At 63.8% G+C, this 18,187-nt stretch carries 15 protein-coding genes; 9 read left to right on the forward strand and 6 right to left on the reverse strand.

The window, feature by feature from the left end; genetic code table 11:
* Positions 1 to 42 precede the first annotated feature (42 nt).
* The 3 genes from GSQ88_RS14715 to GSQ88_RS14725 all read left to right on the forward strand — a co-directional run bounded on the left by GSQ88_RS14715 (position 43) and on the right by GSQ88_RS14725 (position 3,213).
* A complete protein-coding gene (locus tag GSQ88_RS14715) occupies positions 43 to 357 on the forward strand; it encodes a PilZ domain-containing protein (RefSeq protein ID WP_159008480.1) in 315 nt (104 codons plus the stop codon).
* A gap of 157 nt (positions 358 to 514) precedes the next feature.
* Positions 515 to 1,237, forward strand: coding sequence for a nucleotidyltransferase family protein (locus GSQ88_RS14720; RefSeq protein WP_159008481.1), 723 nt, complete (start codon positions 515 to 517; stop codon positions 1,235 to 1,237).
* A 950-nt stretch (positions 1,238 to 2,187) separates the two neighbouring features.
* Complete coding sequence (locus GSQ88_RS14725; RefSeq protein WP_159008493.1) at positions 2,188 to 3,213, forward strand: aldo/keto reductase; 1,026 nt, start codon at positions 2,188 to 2,190, stop codon at positions 3,211 to 3,213.
* Between the two features lie 19 nt (positions 3,214 to 3,232).
* On the opposite strand, the gene GSQ88_RS14730 is transcribed toward GSQ88_RS14725, so the two are convergent.
* Positions 3,233 to 3,712 (reverse strand): GNAT family N-acetyltransferase, encoded by a 480-nt coding sequence (locus GSQ88_RS14730; protein WP_159008482.1) that lies wholly within the window; start codon positions 3,710 to 3,712, stop codon positions 3,233 to 3,235.
* 95 nt (positions 3,713 to 3,807) lie between these two features.
* Here GSQ88_RS14730 and GSQ88_RS14735 point away from each other — a divergent pair, with 95 nt between their 5' ends.
* From GSQ88_RS14735 to GSQ88_RS14745, 3 genes are all read left to right on the forward strand, one after another.
* Positions 3,808 to 4,323, forward strand: a complete 516-nt coding sequence (locus GSQ88_RS14735; RefSeq protein WP_210253813.1) for a hypothetical protein — start codon at positions 3,808 to 3,810, stop codon at positions 4,321 to 4,323.
* 493 nt (positions 4,324 to 4,816) lie between these two features.
* Positions 4,817 to 5,119 carry a hypothetical protein gene (locus GSQ88_RS14740; protein ID WP_159008483.1) on the forward strand — a complete coding sequence of 101 codons (303 nt, stop codon included), beginning with the start codon at positions 4,817 to 4,819 and terminating at the stop codon, positions 5,117 to 5,119.
* A 260-nt stretch (positions 5,120 to 5,379) separates the two neighbouring features.
* Positions 5,380 to 5,919 carry an Lcl C-terminal domain-containing protein gene (locus GSQ88_RS14745; RefSeq protein ID WP_159008494.1) on the forward strand — a complete coding sequence of 180 codons (540 nt, stop codon included), beginning with the start codon at positions 5,380 to 5,382 and terminating at the stop codon, positions 5,917 to 5,919.
* 177 nt (positions 5,920 to 6,096) lie between these two features.
* Here GSQ88_RS14745 and GSQ88_RS14750 read toward each other — a convergent pair whose 3' ends face one another.
* Positions 6,097 to 6,477 (reverse strand): VOC family protein, encoded by a 381-nt coding sequence (locus GSQ88_RS14750; protein ID WP_159008484.1) that lies wholly within the window; start codon positions 6,475 to 6,477, stop codon positions 6,097 to 6,099.
* 295 nt (positions 6,478 to 6,772) lie between these two features.
* Between GSQ88_RS14750 and addB the strand changes: the two genes are divergently transcribed.
* The 3 genes from addB to trxA all read left to right on the forward strand — a co-directional run bounded on the left by addB (position 6,773) and on the right by trxA (position 13,837).
* Positions 6,773 to 9,928: a double-strand break repair protein AddB gene (gene addB / locus GSQ88_RS14755; RefSeq protein ID WP_159008485.1), complete on the forward strand. Its 3,156-nt coding sequence runs from the start codon at positions 6,773 to 6,775 to the stop codon at positions 9,926 to 9,928.
* Positions 9,922 to 13,452, forward strand: a complete 3,531-nt coding sequence (addA, locus tag GSQ88_RS14760) for a double-strand break repair helicase AddA (protein WP_174248018.1) — start codon at positions 9,922 to 9,924, stop codon at positions 13,450 to 13,452. Before addB ends, addA begins: the two co-directional genes overlap by 7 nt.
* A gap of 64 nt (positions 13,453 to 13,516) precedes the next feature.
* Positions 13,517 to 13,837, forward strand: a complete 321-nt coding sequence (gene trxA / locus GSQ88_RS14765; protein WP_159008487.1) for a thioredoxin — start codon at positions 13,517 to 13,519, stop codon at positions 13,835 to 13,837.
* 239 nt (positions 13,838 to 14,076) lie between these two features.
* Here the strand turns inward: trxA and GSQ88_RS14770 are convergent, their stop codons facing one another.
* The 4 genes from GSQ88_RS14770 to trpA all read right to left on the reverse strand — a co-directional run bounded on the left by GSQ88_RS14770 (position 14,077) and on the right by trpA (position 18,154).
* Complete coding sequence (locus GSQ88_RS14770; protein WP_174248020.1) at positions 14,077 to 14,817, reverse strand: metallophosphoesterase family protein; 741 nt, start codon at positions 14,815 to 14,817, stop codon at positions 14,077 to 14,079.
* Positions 14,818 to 14,864: 47 nt separating this feature from the next.
* Positions 14,865 to 16,208 carry a bifunctional folylpolyglutamate synthase/dihydrofolate synthase gene (locus tag GSQ88_RS14775; RefSeq protein WP_159008489.1) on the reverse strand — a complete coding sequence of 448 codons (1,344 nt, stop codon included), beginning with the start codon at positions 16,206 to 16,208 and terminating at the stop codon, positions 14,865 to 14,867.
* Complete coding sequence (gene accD / locus GSQ88_RS14780) at positions 16,205 to 17,143, reverse strand: acetyl-CoA carboxylase, carboxyltransferase subunit beta (protein ID WP_159008490.1); 939 nt, start codon at positions 17,141 to 17,143, stop codon at positions 16,205 to 16,207. Before accD ends, GSQ88_RS14775 begins: the two co-directional genes overlap by 4 nt.
* A 174-nt stretch (positions 17,144 to 17,317) precedes the next feature.
* Complete coding sequence (gene trpA / locus GSQ88_RS14785; protein ID WP_159008491.1) at positions 17,318 to 18,154, reverse strand: tryptophan synthase subunit alpha; 837 nt, start codon at positions 18,152 to 18,154, stop codon at positions 17,318 to 17,320.
* Between the last annotated feature and the right edge of the window lie 33 nt (positions 18,155 to 18,187).

Below are 18,187 nucleotides of genomic sequence, written 5' to 3' on the forward strand. Positions count from 1 at the left end.
GCGTGGCTGCGCGGCCGGCTTGCGTGGGGGCGGAGCGACATCATGGGGACCGAGCGGCGCAAGGGCGAGCGCGTCACGTTTGAGCGCGGCTTCGCTGCGCACATGATGGGCATCGACGGTACCTGGCGGCGCGATTGCAAGATGGAAGACGTCTCGGAGACCGGTGCGAAACTCACCGTCGAGGGTTCCGTCGTAGGGCTGCATCTGAAGGAATTCTTCCTGCTGCTGTCGTCCACGGGCCTGGCCTATCGCCGCTGCGAGCTGTCCTGGGTCAATGGCGACCAGATCGGCGTCACCTTTCTCAAGCAGGGCGAAAAGAAGAAGAAGGCCGGCAAGCGCCCCGCCGTGGAAGCCTGATTTGCCCCTATCCGGTCGCACAACCGTCACGTCGGGCGGCTATGGCGTGACCATCGATGCGGCAGGCTATTCGCCGTGATATGATTTGCCGCGTGTTTGCAGAACGCTCGCTGGAACCATCATTCGAGAAGAGTCCGAAACGAGAAGATCCGGAAAGATGTCCGTCACTCCCACCAAAGCCATGGTCCTCGCCGCCGGTCTTGGCGTGCGCATGCGGCCGTTGACCGATCATATGCCGAAGCCGCTGGTGCGCGTGGCGGGCCAGCCGCTGCTCGACCACGTGCTCGACAGGCTCGGCGCCGCCGGCGTCGTCGAGGCGGTGGTCAATGTGCATTATTTGCCCGACCAGATCATCGACCACGTCGCCGGACGCACGCGGCCACGGGTGATCATTTCGGATGAACGCGAGGTCGTGCTCGGCACCGGCGGCGGCATCGTCAAGGCTCTGCCGCTGCTCGGCGATGCGCCGTTCTTCCATGTCAACGCCGACACGCTGTGGATCGACGGCGTGCGGCCCAATCTGGCGCGGCTGGCGGAAGCCTTCGACCCCGCGCGCATGGATATCCTGCTGCTGATGGCGCCGACCACCAGCAGTATCGGCTATAGCGGGCGCGGCGACTACGCGATGCTGCCCGACGGCGCCTTGCGCAAGCGCAAGGAGCACCAGGTCGTCCCGTTCGTCTATGCGGGTGCGGCGATCATGTCGCCATCCCTGTTCGCGACCGCTCCCGCGGGTGAATTCTCGCTGACGAAGATGTTCGACCAGGCCAATGAGCAGGAGCGGCTGTTCGGGCTGCGGCTCGACGGCGTCTGGATGCATGTCGGAACCCCCGATGCGGTCGAAGCCGCGGAAGAAGCGTTTCTGGAAAGCGTGGCCTGATTCGATTTTCAAATGCCGCTTCATCATCGTCATGCGAGCGATAGCGAAGCAATCCAGGGCAGCAAGCGAGGAGCTGGATTGCTTCGTCGCAAGTGCTCCTCGCAATGACGGCGATGACGATACTCCATCCACCGCCGTCGTCCCGGCCTTGCGCCGGGACCCACAACCCCTGGCGTGTGTTGCTAAGCAAGGTCTCGGCTACATCGTGCAACCGCGAATCCGCGCCGTATGGGTCCCCGCCTGCGCGGGGACGACAACTGAATATACCTCCGCGTTCTCGCGACGCACTGCGCCCGAGTTTTGCAAATTCGTTCACCCTCAAAAAGAAAGAGGGCGCAGGGAAGACCGGGTGCGCGCTGCACCCGCGGTCTCATGTGCCAAGATGCACATAGCAAAATGCACACGAGCATACAGGTTCAGCGGAAGCAGTCCGGCCTTCCCTGCGCGATGGCTTTACAGCTTATTTCGTGCTCTCCCCGGTGAGACCAGAGCTTGCTTGTCACCGTCATCGCGCGGATACCTCCGCGCAACTTGACACCTGCCATTGGGGCGTCAGGACCACACGACTTTGCCGTACGCTTCACGCGCTCTTCGTCAAAAGCGCATCCGCGTCCACCGCATCCCACCGCGCGTTTCGTGACGTGCGCAACGCCCCTCTCGTCGGGTGGGATGGCTTGAGATGTGAAGGTGATTTGCCTTCGCGATCAAGCGCGACCGCTGCGACACATTGGCACGACGGGCAAATCACCAAAATGCTGTCAAGCGTTTTTCTCGCGACAGGTTGCGTGCGGCGCGACTGCGAACAGCCGAATGAAACGCATCGAATCACAACACGCCTGACAGAGCCTCGTCACAACTCCGCTAGCAGGCGATCGGCAGTCTTGCGGCGTCGTGCGTCGATGCCTACAAATTCGCGATCGACCGTCGAGGCGCGGTCACGGAGGTTGTCAATGGAATATCGACGTTTGGGTCGTTCGGGACTGATGGTGCCGGCTTTGAGCCTCGGAACGGGCACCTTTGGCGGTGTTGGGCGTTTGGCTGCATGGGGCACCACCGACGCGACCGAAGCGCGGCGCCTGTTAGACATCTGTCTCGATGCCGGCGTCTCGATGTTCGATAGCGCCGACGTCTATTCGAGTGGTGAATCGGAGCGCGTTCTGGGCCAGGCCATCAAGGGCCGCCGCGACAAGGTCTTGATCTCCACCAAAGCGACATTCCGTTTCGGCGATGGGCCGAACGACGTGGGCTCGTCCCGGCAACATTTGCTCGCAGCCGTCGATGGCGCACTCGGTCGGCTTGGTACCGACTACATCGACTTGTTTCAGCTTCATGGCTTCGACGCCTTCACGCCGCCTGAAGAGGTGCTTGCGACCCTCGATACGCTGGTGCGCGCCGGCAAGATTCGCTACGTCGGCGTTTCCAACTTCTCGGGCTGGCACTTGATGAAGTCGCTTGCCGTTGCGGATCGACACGGCTTTCCGCGCTACGTCGCCAATCAGACCTATTATTCGTTGATCGGTCGCGATTACGAGTGGGAACTGATGCCGCTGGGTCTCGATCAGGGCGTTGGCGCCGTGGTGTGGTCGCCGCTGGGCTGGGGACGCCTCACCGGAAAACTTCGCCGGGGTCAACCGAAGCCCGAAGTCAGCCGTCTGCCCCAGACCGCCGACTTTGGGCCGCCCGTTCCGGACGAGCACGTCTATCGCGTGGTCGACGCCATCGATGAAGTCGCCAAGGAAAACGGAAAAACCGTGTCGCAGATCGCGTTGAATTGGCTGTTGCAGCGGCCGACCGTTTCAACGCTGGTCATTGGCGCACGCAACGAAGCGCAGTTGCGCGAGAATCTCGGCGCGGTCGGCTGGTCATTGACCAAAGAGCAGATCGATCGACTGGACGCAGCCAGCAAGGTGACGTTGCCTTACCCCTACTGGCATCAACGCGGTACGTTCAGCGATCGAAATCCGCCGCCGGTTTAGTCGCCCTCTCGAGACAAGCTCAAGGACAGGCTGATCCCAATATCTTCGACATCGGGTACGCGGAGCTGGTTCCGAAAATGCCTACCGGCGGTCCAGTCTCGACGTAGCCGCGGGCCAGATAGAAGCGCCGAGCCGTCTCGGTGCTTGTCAGGGTACATCGTGTGTTGCCCCGTTCGGCTGCCCGCGCTTCGAGAGCCCCGAGCAAGGCACGGCTGACACCGCGAAATCGCGCGTCCGGCGAAACGTAGTTGACGTTAATTTCGCCCGCATCAGTCACCGAGCCCACCGCTAGCATGCGATTGGCCTCGACGGCGACGAACAACGAATTGTCCGGCCGCCCGATCCAGGACGCGACAACCTCCGGGGTCTTATTATCAAGCCATCGCATCAGGATCGCTTCGTCGTTGCGGTGATCGGCGACACACAGTTCGGTTATCGACCGCCTGATCACCTGACAGGCGGCCGCCGCATCTTCAGGGATGGCGGCACGAATTTCCATGCCATGGTATACAACCAGGATGCATCGGCGCCAACATTGGCCCGCGAGCGGATGGTCGCCGTGAACCAGAAACAGCCAAAACACCTCTCCGCGATATGCCGATGCGGCAAGGTAAAATTGCAGGCGGTCGGCCGGCCGATTCTGGCCGCCTCCTGCTATTGCGCGAGTGCCAGCAAGCCGGACGTTGCTTCGAGCAACTGGCTTCCGCGCCACCCGTTCTCAATCCCGATGGTGGCACGGACTACGTCCTGGTTCGAAAGGATCGCATGCAATGCCTGACGGGGCAGGAGCATCTGAGAGAACGTCGGCTCAAGCCGGATTCGCTGACTAGGCGGGTCATGGCCACCTGTTGCAATTCGGCGATGTTCCTCGACTTCACGAGGGGACATTGGCTGACGATGTACCGCAACCGGTTTCCGGCAGGCGCGCCGCCCGTTGAAATGCGAGTCATGACACGCGACCGGCGAGATGGTGTCGTGCTCGCCGATGATTTACCGAGTTACGATGGTCACTCCGGCAAGTTCATGTTGAGGCTGATCGCCGCCTGGATCGCGATGGGCCTGCGCCGGCCGGAAATCACGTTGGGAAAGACGCTCGGCAAGTCGCATTGACCATTTGCCAGGCGCGCGACTTCGCGCCGACACGCGGAGCAGACCGACAGCCACTTCGGCTTCTGACCCCAAGCGGTCGTTGATTAGACAATCAGTTACCAAGAAGCCGCATAACCCATACGATTTGAATTAAGCTTCTAAGCATCCATCCATAACCTGGAGCGAATATGGGTGCGCTTACTCCAAGATGCTCGCGCACGTTACATTACAACGGCGCGCGTAATTGATTGTTTGAAACAGCGACTAAACCGAACCAGTGCATCGCTAGCGGCGGTCATTTCTTATGACATTAGCATTCCCCGGACTAACACATTTGCCTCTCGTCCCGATATTGATGTTTGGCATCGCGCTGCTGCTAGTGGGCGTTGTGGTCTTTCAAAATTGGCGGCTGATTCGGATGACACACAGATCCGGCTATCGCAGAACCTGGTTAAGTGACGCGTACCCGTGGCGCCGTTGGCAAGAACCCTCGCCATGGATGCGAGCCCTACGCGTGAGCTTGTTCATTAGTTGGGCCACGGCGATGATTTCGATGTGCACAGTTGGTGGCATCGAAACGGTTGCCTTGAGACAGCCTAAAATCGCTGACGCCCTGTTCGTTCACCCTCACGGAATAAAAGGGGGAATACGGTTCTTCACGGATCGGCAGGAAGAGATTTATGCCGTGGCGAAGCCGCTGATGATCGGTTCCTGGGCCGTCACTTTCGCATTTGGGGTGGTTCTTCTGCGCCTTGAAGAAAATTGGAGAAGACGGAAACTGCAGGACTTGCTGGATCACGTCGCCACCGAGGTGTAGCGGCGAATATTTGGCGGGACCCGTATGTTGGGTTAGCCCAACGGGTCCGCGCGACGCGCGGCCCGATGACAGGCTCCGGCGTAACCCACCGTTTTCGGCGAGCGGAAAGACGGTGGGTTACGGCTGCGCCTAACCCACCCTACGAGCTGACACTTTCCGCGGGCAGCGACTTCGGCTTTTGACCCAGCAGGGATTTTGACTTTCATCAATGCCGTTCCTTATAGTTGCACTCTCAGTTAATGGACGAGCGAATTCATAAAATGACCGCGTTGGATGCTTGGTCACGATGTCTTGCTGACCGCTTTGTCATGGCCATCGTTGTAAGCCTTGCCGGCTCGTTTCCCTGCATTGCTGGATGTTATGATCGTGGCGTCTCGGGACACCAAATGCGCTTTAAGGTGAACGAGGGTGAAGTCGAGGACACGCTTACCAAGCTTGTTTGGAAGCGTTGTTCGTTTGGCAAAAAGTGGGAGGGAAAAGGCGGCTGCGTTGGGCAGGTCAGCTATCTTGGCCTAAACGAGGCGATGGCTTTAGCTGCTGATGGATGGCACGTGCCTTCAGGACCCGAACTCGAAAGTCTGGTAGACACCCGTTGCGGTACTCCTGTGGTCGATCAGTCGATATTCCCCGACATTCGTGCGGATGATGAGGGCCATGCCAAGTATTGGACGTCCAATGCGATGGGCAATGCGGTGGGTGGCCTCGACCTTTATTGGAATTTTGATTTCATCGATGGACGGCCAGACGCAAATTCGCGGGGCATCCCGCTCGCCGTGAGGTTTGTAAGAGCGGCACGCTAAGGACCCGCAGGGTGGAATAGCCCAACGGGTCCGCGCGACGCGACAGGCTTCGGCGTAACCCGCGGTTTTCGGCGAGTGGAAAGATGGTGGGTTACGGCTGCGCCTGACCCACCCTACGCGCTGGACCGGAACAGACCTCTTACCAACTCGCCAATCCGCGCGCCGACCCAAGGTCGCTTAGCTACGAAACACGGCTTCAATATTGTTGTCATCAGGATCCAGAACGAACGCCGCATAATACCCCGGAGGATAGCCGGCTTCCGGGCCCCGCAAGCCTGGCGGACCATTGTCCCGTCCGCCGACGTTAAGAGCAGCGTCATAAAAGGCATCCACTTCGGAACGGCTCATCGCAACAAATGCGGTGTGTTGTTTGACGCCGTGGGGATGAAACCGATCGATCCAGAAGATCGGATATTTGTGTCCGTACCCGATGCCATCTTTTCCACTTTCGGATGGCAGCTGGGCAACACGCGACAGACCCAGCGGCTTGAGCGCAGCGTCGTAAAAGATCGCAGATCGTGCCACATCAGATACGCCGATGCCCGTATGGTCGATCATCGGATGCTCCTTGCTCGCCGCACACGGGGCACCAACTAATTGCAGCGTTTGCGGTTCCCTCACGAACAACGGCCGCCTTCGCGCCTACCTGTACGTGCGGGGAACAGGAGGCGGTAAGTGCGGTCAGCATCACTTCCGACATTGACACAAAGCGCACATGCCGAGCTGCCCGATTGATGTCTGCCTTCGGGGACAAAGCCGACATGCGAAAGGGGCGCGCTTACCCCCGATTTATCCACACACATCCGCGGCGCTTTCCATGGCATGATGCCCAAAACCCCGAATCAGGCAGCCCATGCGCGTTTTCAGCGTCCCCGTTTCAGCGCCGTTCTTGCGCAGCGTTATCGCAGCATTGATCGATGGCAGGCTGGTCGACGGGTTTGAGGCGCGCGCCCATCCGGAGCGGCTGGCGCAGGCGACGCTCTATCTGCCGACCCGGCGCGCCGGGCGGATGGCGCGGGAAATCTTTCTCGATGAATTGAATACCGATGCCGCGGTGCTGCCGCGCATCATCGCGCTGGGCGACATCGACGAGGACGAACTGGCGTTCGCGCAGGCGGCCTCGCCGGGGCTGAGCGCGCTGGAAATCGAGCCGGCGATGGATGGCTTGCGGCGCCGGCTGCTGCTGGCGCAACTGATCGCGGCATGGGCCAGACAAATCCGGCCCGGCGACCCGACCCAGGCGCCGCTGGTGACCGGCGGCCCCGACTCGACGCTGGCGCTGGCCGACGATCTGGCGCGGCTGATGGACGACATGGTGACGCGCAAGGTCGATTGGCGCGAGCTCGACAGCCTGGTGCCGGATGCGCTCGACAAATATTGGCAACTGACGCTGCAATTCCTCACCATCGCCCGCGACACCTGGCCGACTATCCTGGCCGCCTACGGCCGGATCGAACCGGCGGCGCGGCGCGATCTGCTGATCGAGGCGGAAGCCGCGCGGTTGACGGCGCATCATGACGGCCCGGTGATCGCGGCGGGCTCGACCGGCTCGATGCCGGTCACCGCGAAATTCCTCCACGCCGTCGCGGGCCTGCCGCAGGGCGCGGTGGTGCTGCCGGGGCTCGATACCGATCTGGACAACGACGCCTGGCAGTTGATCGGCGGCGTGCGCGGGGCGCGCGACCAGATGATTTCGCCGCCGGCTTCCAATCATCCGCAATTCGCCATGCATGCGCTGTTGCAGCGCTTCGGCATCAAGCGCGGCGATGTCGAAAGTTTGGGGACGCCGGCCCACAACGGCCGCGACGTGCTGGCATCCGAGGCGATGCGGCCCTCGAACGCCTCGGCGCACTGGCATAAGCGGCTGGCGGAGCCCGACACGGAAGAGCGAATAGCGCTCGGCATGCAGGATCTCGCGGTGATCGAAGCCGCCAATCCGGAAATGGAAGCCCTCGCGATCGCGGTCGCGATGCGCGAGGCGCGGCATCTGGACAAATCGGCAGCACTGGTGACGCCGGACCGCGCGCTGGCGCGCCGGGTGATGGCGGCATTGGGCCGCTGGAATTTGCTGTTCGACGATTCCGGCGGCGATTCGCTGATGGACATCTCGGCCGGCGTTTTCGCGCGGCTTGCGGCGGAAGCGGTCGCCAACCAGCTGGAACCTGCGACCTTGCTGGCGCTGCTCAAACATCCGCTGTGCCGGCTCGGCGGCGAACAAGACGCGTTCCGGCGCGCGATCGAGACGCTGGAGCTGGCGCTGTTGCGCGGAACGCGACCGCAGGCCGGCAGCAGCGGGCTCGTGCGCGACTTCGCGAAATTCCGCGAGGAGCTGACAAAACTGAAGCGGAACGAGCCCTCATCGCTGCATCGCTCGGAGCCGCGCGCGCAACTCGGCCATGGCGAACTCGAGGAAGCCGAAGCGCTGATCGGGCTGTTGCGCTCCGCGCTCAAACCGCTGGAAACGTTGGCCGGGTCGAAGCCGCATGATTTTGCCGACCTTGCGACAAGCCATCGTGATGTCCTGATGGAGCTGTCGCGCGACGCGCAAGGTGTCGCGCTCGTGTTCGAGGGCCATCAGGGCGCGGTGCTGGCGTCGGCGTTCGACGATCTGCTCGGCGAAGGGACCCCAAGCGGCCTGATGGTGTCGCTCGGCGATTACCCGCAGCTGTTCCAGACCGCGTTCGGCGACCGCGTGGTGCGGCGGCCGGAAGTGGCGCATGCGCAGCTTCGAATCTATGGCCCGCTGGAAGCGCGGCTGACGCAAACCGACCGTGTCATTCTCGGCGGCCTGGTCGAAAGCGTGTGGCCGCCGGCGCCGCGGATCGATCCGTGGCTGAGCCGGCCGATGCGGCACGCGCTCGGCCTCGATCTGCCGGAGCGGCGCATCGGCCTCTCGGCGCATGACTTCGCGCAATTGCTCGGCACCAAAGATGTCATCCTCAGCCACGCTGCCAAGGTCGGCGGCGCACCCGCGGTGGCGTCGCGTTTCCTGCACCGGCTGGAAGCAGTCGCGGGCGAGGCGCGCTGGAAGGCCGCGATCAAGGCCGGCGAGCACTATGTACGCTTTGCCGCCGAACTCGACCGCCCGGACGAGATCACACCCGTCAAGCAGCCCGCGCCCAAACCGCCGCGCGCCGCACGGCCCTTGAAATTGTCGGTCACCGCGATCGAGGATTGGCTGCGCGATCCCTACACGATCTATGCGAAATATATCTTGAAGCTGGCGCCGCTCGATCCGGTCGACATGCCGCTGTCGGCGGCCGATCGGGGATCGGCGATCCATGACGCGCTCGGCGAATTCACGCAGACTTATTCGACGACGCTGCCGGACAACCCTGCGCAGGCGCTGCGCCTGATCGGCGAGAAATATTTTGCACCGTTGATGGAGCGGCCCGAGGCGCGTGCGCTGTGGTGGCCGCGATTCCAGCGGATCGCGAGCTGGTTCGCGGGCTGGGAAGTCGCCCGGCGTGACGATATCGACCGGATCGCGGCCGAGATAAGTGGCAAAATCCCGATTGCGCTCGACGACGGACGCACCTTCATCCTGTCGGCACGCGCCGACCGCATCGAGCATCGCGGCGACCGCAGCTACGCGATCCTCGATTACAAGACCGGCCAGCCGCCGACTGGCAAGCAGGTGCGGATGGGGCTGTCGCCGCAACTGACCTTGGAAGCCGCGATCCTGCGCGAGGGCGGTTTTGAAAATATCGCGGCGGGGACTTCCGTCAGCGAGTTTGGTTACGTCCGGCTCAGCGGCAACAACCCGCCCGGCGAGCAGAAACCGCTCGAACTTAAAATACGACCGGGCGATACGCCGCAACTGCCCGACGATGCCGCCGACTATGCACGGCAGCAGCTCGAAGCCCTGATCCGCAAGTTCGAGGACGAGAATCAAGGCTACACCTCGCTGAACCTCTCGATGTGGTCGAACCGCTACGGCCATTACGACGATCTCGCCCGGATCAAGGAATGGTCGGCGGCCGGCGGATTGGGGATCGAGGAATGGTAAAGGCGCCGCGCCCGATTCCGCCCGCCGTGCGCGATACACAGGCGCGCGCCTCCGATCCGTCCGCCTCGGCGTTTGTCTCGGCCAATGCCGGCTCGGGCAAGACCCATGTGCTGGTGCAGCGGGTGATCCGGCTGTTGCTGAGCGATGTGGCGCCGGAAAAAATCCTCTGCATCACGTTTACAAAAGCCGCCGCCGCCAACATGGCGGAGCGGGTCTTCACCACGCTCGGCCACTGGATCACGCTCGACGATGCCGCGCTCGATGCCGCGATCGTCGAGGCGGGCGTGCCGCATCCCACCGCCCAATTGCGGTTGCGCGCCCGCGAATTGTTCGCCTGCGCGCTGGAAACCCCTGGCGGCCTGAAGGTGCAGACCATCCACGCGCTGTGCACCCGGCTGCTGCAACAATTTCCGTTCGAGGCCAATGTGCCGGCGCGGTTCTCCGTGCTGGATGACCGCGACCAGACCGAGATGATGGAGCGGGCCAATCTGGCGGTGCTGCTGGACGCCTCGCGCGAACCCGACAGCGCGGCGGGGCGCGCGCTCAACATCGCGATGGCGAGTGCGGCCGACGTCACCTTCAAGGATGTGGTGCGCGAGGCGTGCCTGAGCCGCGATCACTTCATGGCCTGGACCGATGCGGCCGGCACTGCCGACACAGCGGCCGCGCAGATCTCGGCTGCCCTCGGCCTCGATCCCAACGACCGCATCGAAGACGTCGAGCAGGCGATCGTCGATGGCCCGCATTTGGCGCGCTCGGAATGGCCGGCGATCGCTGCGACGCTCGACACCGGCAGCAAGTCTGATTCCGACCAGGCCCTCCGGCTGCGCGCTGCGTTGGTGTCGACAGGCGCAGCGCAAGTCGACGAATATCTCAGCGTGTTCCTCACCGATGCGGAACGCGCGCCGCGCAAATCCGTGGTGACCAAGAAATTTGCTGACAACAATCCGGCGCTGGCGCGGCGCGTCGAGTCCGAAATCGCGCGCCTCGGCCCCCTGATCGAGCGGCGGCGCGCGCTGACCACGCGCGACCGCAGCCAGGCGCTGTTGTATATCGCGACCGCGGCGGCGGCGAATTACCGCCGCGAGAAGCGCGAACGCGGCCTGCTTGATTTTGATGATCTGATCGACAAGACGCTGGCGATGCTGGATGGCGGCGCCGCCGGCTGGGTGCATTACAAGCTCGACCGCGGCGTCGATCACGTGCTGATCGACGAAGCCCAGGACACCAGCCCGCGGCAATGGGACATCGTCGCCCATCTCATTTCCGAATTCACCTCCGGCGCCGGCGCGCGCGACGGCATCAGGCGCACCGTGTTCGCGGTCGGTGACGAGAAGCAGTCGATCTTCTCGTTTCAGGGCGCCGCCCCGCGCGAATTCGACGCCCGCCGCCGCGCGCTGAAGAAGAAATTCGAGGACGCCGGGCTGAAATTCGATCCGCTGTCGTTCACCTATTCGTTCCGCTCCGGCCCCGCGATCCTGCAATCGGTCGATCACGTGTTTCGCGACCCGGCGATCTACCGCAGCATCCATTCGGTCGAGAGCGGCTATCCGATCCACAACTGGCTGGAGGATTCCGGCCCCGGCGTGATCGACCTCTGGGAGTTGCAGGTCCCCGATGGCCGGCAGGACCTCGAAGGCTGGCGCGCGCCGTTCGATGCGGTGTCCGAGACCAGCCCGGAAGTGAAGCTCGCCAGGCGCATTCAGGCCGAGATCCGGTCGTTGATCGAGGCCGGCACCATGACCGGCAGCAGGGGCAATCGCCGCGCCTTGCGTTACGGCGACATGCTGGTGCTGGTGCGACGGCGCGGCAATGCCTTCGACGCGGTGATCCAGGCGCTCAAGCACGGCAATATTCCGGTCGCCGGCGCCGACCGGCTCAAGCTTACCGAGCATATTGCCATCATCGACCTGATGAATCTGGCCGACGCGCTGTTGCTGCCGCAGGACGATCTCGCGCTGGCAGTCGCGCTCAAAAGCCCGCTATTCGGCCTCACCGACGACGATCTGTTCACGCTGGCCTGGCAACGTAGCGGATCGCTGCGGCAGGCGCTCGGCCAGCATGCCGCTTCGTCGGACCCATTCAGGACCGCGCTGCGGCGCCTTGAGGCCTGCGAGCGCCGTTTTGCCATCGAGACGCCGTTTGCGTTCTACGCCTGGCTGCTCGGCGGCGACGGCGGCCGCTCACGCATCCTCAAGCGGCTGGGCCATGAAGCCACCGACGCGCTCGACGAATTCCTCGAGCTCGCGCTGGGCTATGAGCGCAAGGCGCCGGCCTCGCTGCAAGGTTTTATGGCGTGGCTGCGCGCGGCCGACACTGAAGTGAAGCGCGACATGGAGATTTCCCGCGACGAGGTCCGCGTCATGACCGTGCATGGCGCCAAGGGCCTGGAAGCGCCCGTGGTGTTTCTGGTCGACACCACGACCTCGCCGTCGGACACCCAGCGCCTGCGGCTGATCAATGTGCCGCAAGCCAACGCGCCGGCGAATGCGCCCAGCGTCGTGATCTGGGCCGGCCGCAAGGCCGACGATCCCACCAGCGTCGCGGCGGCGCGCACGGCGATGCTTGGCGATACCGAGGATGAATATCGCCGGCTGCTGTATGTGGCGATGACGCGCGCGGCCGACCGGCTGATCGTCGGCGGCTGCATGCCGGGCAATATGAGAACCGTGCGGCCGGCTTCCTGGTACGATCTGATCGACAAGGGCCTCAACAATTCCGAATTGGAGCTCACGGAGTTCGAGACCGCGGGCGGCAAGGTCAAACGCTATGCACGGCCCGAGGATGCCGCTGTGCCCGCGACCGTGGCCGCAACGCCGGCGCCAATCGCGCCGACCGCGCTGCCATCCTGGCTGCACGCCTCGGCACCGCCCGAAGCACCCCACGACAATCTGCTGCGTCCGTCGGATCCGGCCGACGATGAAGGCCGTCGCATCCGCACCGGGGAATCCGCCGCCGACCGTGCCCGCGCGCTGTTGCGCGGCACGCTGGTGCATCGGCTGCTGCAATCGCTGCCCGACATTGCCGGCGAACGCCGCCGCGAGGCCGCGTTGAAATACCTCGGCCGCAATGCCGGCGATTGGACCGAAGGCGAGCGCGAGGCGCTGGCCGGCAGCGTGCTGGCGCTGATCGAGGATCCGCGATTCGCCGAGGTGTTTGCGCCCGGCAGCCGCGCCGAGGTCTCGATCGTCGGCCGGCTGGAGCGTTCGGGACGCGCCCCGGCGCTGGTTTCGGGGCAAATCGACCGCCTGGCGGTGACGCCGGAGGCGATCCTGATCGTCGATTTCAAGACCAACCACGCCCCGCCGAGCCGCCTGGCCGAGGCGCCGGCCGCCTATCTCCGCCAGCTCGCGCTTTACCGCGCCGTGCTGGCCAAACTCTACCCCGAAAGGCCGGTCCGCGCCGCACTTCTCTGGACCGAAACCGCTGATTTGATGGAGATTTCAGCCCCCGCGCTGGACGCTGCACTGGCATCTTATCATGTCGGCGTGACCGAGCTTGACCCGGCAAGACCGCGTTCATAGGTTTGTTCGTAAGATCCCTGCGCGATTCTCAACCGCGCTCTTTTCAACAAACGAGGTAATTCCCATGGCCGTTGGCAAGGTTTCCGATGCCGATTTCGAAGCCGAAGTGCTCAAGGCGACCGGCCCGGTAGTGGTCGATTTCTGGGCGGAATGGTGTGGCCCCTGCCGCATGATCGCGCCCGCGCTCGACGAGATTTCCGGTGCAATGGGCGACAAGGTCAAGATCGTGAAGCTGAACGTCGATGAGAGCCCGAAGACGGCCTCGAAATACGGCGTGATGTCGATCCCGACCTTGATGATCTTCAAGGGCGGCGAGATGGCCTCGCGCCAGGTCGGCGCCGCGCCGAAGCAGAAGCTTCAGCAGTGGATTGCAGCTGCGGTCTGATCCGCTTCGTACGACGAAGATTGATGAAAGCGGCCGGCGAAAAGCCGGCCGTTTTGCGTTGACGGGGGTATCGCAAACGAAATGCCGTCGTCATGGCCGGGCATAGCCGTCGAAGAACGGCGTCGCTTCCGCTCCGCCTATGCCCGGCCATCCATCCCTATCGAAGAACGTCTCACGAAGATTGATGGATACGCGGGTCAAGCCCGCGTATGACGGGTGTTAATGCGGCGACGAGGTCGCTACCTGATCCATCCCGTGGCCAACGCCGACGCCAGCTCGGGGTGGCCGTTGCGGCGCGCCAATGCCGCCATCGCGTCGTGATCGTACGGCACATGGCGGAAGGTCACGCGCCAGACACCGTCGACCCATTGCAGGATCGCATAGCGCGCATCCGGCGTGCCGGCCTCCACGACATGCGGCGACGGATGGATGTCGCGATAGCCGGGCGAGCCGACGCTGCCGGGATTGACGATCAGACGGCCGTCGCCAAGCCGCACCGCGCGCGCGATGTGGGTGTGTGCGCAGAGGATGAGCGACTGCGTGATCCCGGCCGCGGCCGGTTCGATCGCCTCGATCGGTGACATCCGCACCGTCCCGTCGGAAAGAATCGTCTCCAGCCAATAGGTATTGTCGTCGGCCGGCGTGGCGTGACAGAGAAAGACCCGGTCGCGGAACACCAGCGTCGGTGGGAGCGCGCGGATCCAGTCAAGATGGCGCTCGTCGAGCTGCGCATGCGCCGGCCGGTCCCACGATCCCATCTTCTCGGGCGGCCTGTCGATCAGCCAGCGGTCGTGATTGCCACGGATATGAACGGCGTCGAGCGCCATCAAAATATCCATCGTCCGCCGCGCATCGAGCGGCCCGCTCGCCATGTCGCCGAGATCGACGATCTCATCGATGCCTTGCGCGCGAATGTCGGCAATCACGGCCTCAAGCGCCAGATAATTTCCGTGGACGTCGGCAATCGCTGCAAATCGCATCGTCATTCCCATCTGCTCGTGCCCCGGACTACCCGGAACACACCTGCTCATGCAGGCGGCGTGCCGTTCGCGGCCAGCACGGGGCCGGCGAGATACAGCGAGCCCGTGATCAGGATGCGCGGCGGTATTTCATAGGCGAGCCGCGTCAGCGATCGCAGCGCCGCTTCGATGCCGGACGAGGTTTCCACCCGCATGCCGAGCGCGCGGGCGGCGTCGGCGAGACGGTCCGGCGGCATCGAATTGTCGCGATCGGGTATCGGAACCGCGATGATGTGGCGGGTCAGTCCGGCGAAATTGGCGAGAAACGCGCCAGCATCCTTGTTGGCCATCATGCCCGAGATCACCACCAGCGGCCGTGACACCCGCTCTTCGAGATCGCCCAACGCGGCGGCGGCGACCCTGCCGCCGTCGGCATTATGGCCGCCGTCGAGCCATAGTTCGGCGCCGGGCGGCGCCTGGTCGACCAGCGCGCCCGCGGTAAGCCGCTGCATCCGCGCCGGCCATTCGGCGCCGACGATGCCGGCCTCGAACTCGGCGATCGTGAACTTGAAGCGATCGAGCGCGCGCAGCGTCGCAATCGCAAGCCCGGCATTGTCGAACTGATGCCGGCCGAACAGCCTCGGCGCCGCCAGATCCATCAACCCGCGCTCATCCTGATAGACCAGCCGGCCGCGCTCGACATTGACGTGCCATTGTTGGCCGGCGGCATGCAGGGGCGCGCGCATCCGCTTCGCATATTGTTCGATTACGTCCATCGCCTCGGGCGCCTGCTCGGCTGTGATCACCGGCACGTCGCGCTTGATGATGGCGGCCTTCTCGCCGGCGATTTTGGTCAGGGTATCGCCGAGAAACTCCATGTGATCCATGCTGACCGGTGCGATCACGGTCGCCAGCGGCGCATCGATCACATTGGTCGAGTCGAGCCGCCCGCCGAGGCCGACTTCCAGCAACACCACATCCGCCGGATGTTGCGCGAACAGGCAAAACGCCGCCGCGGTTTCGACTTCAAAAATGGTGACCGGCCCGCCCGCATTGGCCCGCTCGCAATGTTCGAGCGCCGCGCGCAATTCGTCGTCGCCGACCAGCACGCCGCCCCCGACCCGGCCCAGCCGGTAGCATTCGTTGATCCGCACCAGAAAAGGCGAGGTGAAGACGTGAACGCGCAAGCCCGCCGCTTCCAGGATCGCGCGCAGATAGGCGATCGTCGAACCCTTGCCGTTGGTGCCGGCGACATGGATCACCGGGGCCAGCCTGCGCTCGGGATGATCGAGCAGCTTGAGCAGCCGATGCATCCGCTCCAGGCTGAGATCGATTTGCTTGGGATGCAGCGCCGACAGCCGCGCGATCAATTCGCGGAGCGGCAGCGACGGTGGGGCCGCAGGCGCGTTCACGCGTGCGGCGCGGCCGGTGCGACCTCGGCCGCCGAGACGATTTGGGCCGGATGGGCGACGGCCACGGATTTCGACACGGTTTCCACCGCCGGGGACTTCGTCAGCAACCGGCACAGCCGCGCCAGCGTCGGCCGCATCTGATGACGGTGCACCACCATGTCGACCATGCCGTGGTCCTTGAGATATTCGGCGCGCTGGAATCCTTCCGGCAGCTTTTCGCGGATGGTCTGCTCGATCACGCGAGCGCCGGCAAAGCCGATCAACGCGCCGGGCTCGGCGATCTGCACGTCGCCCAGCATCGCATAGGAAGCCGTCACGCCGCCGGTGGTCGGATTGGTCAGCACCACGATATAAGGCAGTTTCGCCTCGCGCAGCATCTGTACGCCCACCGTGGTGCGCGGCATCTGCATCAGCGACAGGATGCCCTCCTGCATGCGGGCGCCGCCGGAGGCGGCGAACACGATGAACGGCGATTTCTTTTCCAGCGCGAGCTCGAGCCCGCGCACGATCGCCTCGCCGGCGGCCATGCCGAGCGAACCGCCCATGAAATCGAAATCCTGTACCGCGATCACGACGCCGGCGCCCTCGAGCTTGCCGTAGCCGACCTTGATGGCGTCGTTCAGGCCGGTCTTGGTGCGCGCATCCTTGATGCGGTCGGCATATTTTCGCTCGTCGCGAAATTTGAGCGGATCGGCGGTCACGTCAGGCAGCGCGACGTCGAACCAGGTCTCGTTGTCGAACACCGATTTCAACCGCGCCACCGCGCTCATGCGCATGTGGTAGTTCGAGCCGGGGATGACGAACTGGTTGGCCTCGACATCCTTGTAGAACACGAGCTGCCCGGAATCCGGACATTTGATCCACAAATTCTCCGGCGTCTCGCGCCGCAGGATGCTGCGGATCTTCGGCCGGACGACGTTGGTGAGCCAATTCATGCTTCGCTCCGAATTGCGATCAAGCGCTGATCGCCCTGAAATATATGGCGGCCCGGACCGGACCCGGCAAGCGGTCGTTCCTGAGCATGATCTCCGGGCAAACGCTTCGCGTTTGTCCCGAGGGAAAACCGGTTTCCACTTTTCCGGATCATGCTTGTCCTCTACAATTGCGGCTTATTCGGCGGCCTGTTTGGCACCCCGCACGCCCTGCGCCAGCGCGGCCACAAGATCGGCCACCGCGCCGACCGTCCGACCGGTAGCCCGGCCCTCGGCATCGAGACTGCCGCGCAAGGCATCGACCAGCGCCGTTCCCACCACCGCGCCATCGGCAGTCGCCGCGATTCCCTGGGCACTCTCCGGCGTCCGGATGCCAAAGCCGACGCACACCGGCAAGTCGGTATGGCGCTTGATGCGGGAGACGGCCTGGCCCACCACCTTGGTGTCGGCGCTGCCGCTGCCGGTGATACCGGTGATCGAGACGTAATAGACAAATCCCGAGGTATTCGCGAGCACCGCGGGCAACCGCTTGTCATCCGTTGTGGGCGTCGCCAGCCGGATGAAATTGAGCCCGGCCTTCATCGCCGGCAGGCACAATTCGGTATCTTCCTCCGGGGGCAGATCGACGATGATCAGGCCGTCGACACCCGCGGCCTTGGCGTCGATGAGAAATTGATCGACGCCGTAGATATAGATCGGATTGTAATAACCCATCAGCACCAGCGGCGTGGTGTCGTCGTCCTGGCGGAAGCCACGCACCAGCTCCAGCGTTTTCTTCAGGCTCATGCCGGCCTTCAGCGCGCGCAATCCCGCCGCCTGGATCGAGGGACCGTCAGCCATCGGATCGGTGAAGGGCATGCCGATCTCGATAATGTCGGCGCCCGCCTTCGGCAGCGCCTTGATGATGTCGAGCGACGTTAAGGGATCGGGATCGCCGGCCATCAGGAAGGTGACGAAAGCCGAGCGGCCCTGTTTTTTCAGTTCGGCAAACCGTGTGTCGATGCGGGTGGTCATATTGCGGCGTTCGCTGTGCTACACCTCTCCCCG

This window comes from Bradyrhizobium sp. S69, assembly GCF_009766005.1.
Lineage (GTDB): Bacteria > Pseudomonadota > Alphaproteobacteria > Rhizobiales > Xanthobacteraceae > Bradyrhizobium.

Coding starts and splice junctions, on each gene's coding strand:
- GSQ88_RS14715 (WP_159008480.1), top strand. CDS start 43: ATGGGGACCGAGCGGCGCAAGGGCGAGCGCGTCACGTTTGAGCGCGGC.
- GSQ88_RS14720 (WP_159008481.1), top strand. CDS start 515: ATGTCCGTCACTCCCACCAAAGCCATGGTCCTCGCCGCCGGTCTTGGC.
- GSQ88_RS14725 (WP_159008493.1), top strand. CDS start 2,188: ATGGAATATCGACGTTTGGGTCGTTCGGGACTGATGGTGCCGGCTTTG.
- GSQ88_RS14730 (WP_159008482.1), bottom strand. CDS start 3,712: ATGGAAATTCGTGCCGCCATCCCTGAAGATGCGGCGGCCGCCTGTCAG.
- GSQ88_RS14735 (WP_210253813.1), top strand. CDS start 3,808: ATGCCGATGCGGCAAGGTAAAATTGCAGGCGGTCGGCCGGCCGATTCT.
- GSQ88_RS14745 (WP_159008494.1), top strand. CDS start 5,380: ATGACCGCGTTGGATGCTTGGTCACGATGTCTTGCTGACCGCTTTGTC.
- GSQ88_RS14750 (WP_159008484.1), bottom strand. CDS start 6,477: ATGATCGACCATACGGGCATCGGCGTATCTGATGTGGCACGATCTGCG.
- addB (WP_159008485.1), top strand. CDS start 6,773: ATGCGCGTTTTCAGCGTCCCCGTTTCAGCGCCGTTCTTGCGCAGCGTT.
- addA (WP_174248018.1), top strand. CDS start 9,922: ATGGTAAAGGCGCCGCGCCCGATTCCGCCCGCCGTGCGCGATACACAG.
- trxA (WP_159008487.1), top strand. CDS start 13,517: ATGGCCGTTGGCAAGGTTTCCGATGCCGATTTCGAAGCCGAAGTGCTC.
- GSQ88_RS14770 (WP_174248020.1), bottom strand. CDS start 14,817: ATGCGATTTGCAGCGATTGCCGACGTCCACGGAAATTATCTGGCGCTT.
- accD (WP_159008490.1), bottom strand. CDS start 17,143: ATGAATTGGCTCACCAACGTCGTCCGGCCGAAGATCCGCAGCATCCTG.
- trpA (WP_159008491.1), bottom strand. CDS start 18,154: ATGACCACCCGCATCGACACACGGTTTGCCGAACTGAAAAAACAGGGC.